Source organism: Candidatus Symbiopectobacterium sp. NZEC135, from assembly GCF_025962695.1.
Map to the genome: position 1 here is coordinate 1 of NZ_JAGFPF010000328.1, position 1,755 is coordinate 1,755.

Consider the following 1,755-nt stretch of genomic DNA (forward strand, 5'->3'; position numbering starts at 1 on the left):
CAATGCTACAAATGAATTTATGAATTCGCAGTTTGATGACGATAATTACGATACCTTTGTCCTCAATAAAGATGGCACAATTATTTATCATCATGATAAAAATCGAATTGGGCAAAAAATAGACGACAACTCTTTAAAACAGATGGCGCTATTAGGGAATAAAGGCAATTTTCGTCTGACAGATTCACAAGGCGCAACATTTTTAGCCGGGTTTGCCAAAGTTAAACGCGCGGATTGGATTATTCTTACGCTACAAACCGAGGATATTGTCACTCAGGCATTAAATAACGTAATGATTGATGTGACCAAGAAAAGCGCTCCGGTGCTGCTCATCACTTTATTTATGATTACCTTGCTGACCATCTATATCGCCAAACCGCTGCGCATGCTGGGATTGGCAGCCAGCCGTATGGACGATCCCGATGTCATCAGCAAGATTCGCGCAGTATCCTCCTGGTATTTCGAAGTTGAGCACCTAAAGCGCGTTATCCTGTGGGGCACTATTCTGCTGCATAAACGTATTGGAAAACTCAGCTCGCAGGCTCACACCGACCCGCTCACCGGCCTGCTCAATCGGCGTGGATTGCATGAAAACATTGAAATGTCGCTGCTCAACAACAGCGTCGTTTCAGTGATTGTTATCGACATTGATCACTTTAAAAATGTCAATGACACCTACGGGCACGATGTGGGTGATGAAGTGATTAAAATGCTGGGACGGCATCTTAAAACCAACTCGCGCAAAACGGATCTGGTGTGCCGAACCGGCGGTGAAGAGTTTTTGATGCTGCTGCCCGGCATTGATATCCATCTGGCCGTGGTCATCGCCGAGCGGCTTCGCAAAAATGTCGCAGAAATGAGTTTTCCCATCTGCCAACACATCACCATTTCGATTGGCGTAACCTCCTTCCTGCCGAAAGAAGTGCCTATCGATGCCGCACTAAAAACCGCTGATAACGCGCTGTATCGCGCTAAAAAGGCTGGGCGCAATAAAGTGATCGTGCAGGATATCCCTGAGGATTTGGCGCTAATGCTGCATAAGCAGCAAAATGATTAGTGCTGGAGGGGAAAGAAAAACCCCGTAACCTTTTACTTGGCTACGGGTGATATCTATTCCCAACACACTGATATATTACGTAAAGAATAATACTGCCTGTACGGCAGTGAACAGCGGGTTTAGGGCCTGACGGCTTCAGGTTGATTTTCTAAGCTGCCTATTCGGCAGTGCACTGTGCATGCAAGCAAGTGGGGGCTCCCTCAGCTTTCTAAGCTGCCTATACGGCAGTGCACGATTAAGGCGGCATAGTTATAAATCAACGGGATTTCTAAGCTGCCGTATAGGCAGTTTAGAAAATCACAGATTATCCGGCGGAAAGAAACGCTAGTGCACTGCCGCACAGGCAGCTTGGCAAGTATCAGTTTCATGGACGCAGCGGGTTCGTCGGTTCTCTGCTGTCGAGCAACGTAAATAGAGATCAAAACGAGGTCCAGTCCTGATTATTCTGTGCGGAGGTGCCTGTAGCTAACGCCAGCGTAGGCTTGGCAGGCCGGGTAACCGTTGATTCCCGCGCGGTCAACGGCGTGGCAACCGTCTCCCCGGCGTTAAGTTTGAATGCGCTCACCGTATGGGTTAATGCCGAAGCCTGAGATTGCAGCGACATCGCCGCCGCGGCTGACTCTTCCACCAACGCAGCATTCTGCTGAGTCGTGGTATCAATCTGTCCAACGGCGACGTTAATCTGGCTGACGCCATCG

Annotated in this window: 1 protein-coding gene and 1 pseudogene; one reads left to right on the plus strand and one right to left on the minus strand. The window is 48.7% G+C overall.

The window, feature by feature from the left end:
* Positions 1-1,057: diguanylate cyclase (locus tag J5224_RS26485; protein ID WP_264628150.1), on the plus strand; the 1,057-nt coding region annotated here is incomplete at its 5' end.
* Between the two features lie 418 nt (positions 1,058-1,475).
* Here J5224_RS26485 and J5224_RS26490 read toward each other — a convergent pair.
* Positions 1,476-1,755: pseudogene (locus tag J5224_RS26490) on the minus strand (methyl-accepting chemotaxis protein); the annotation flags it as partial.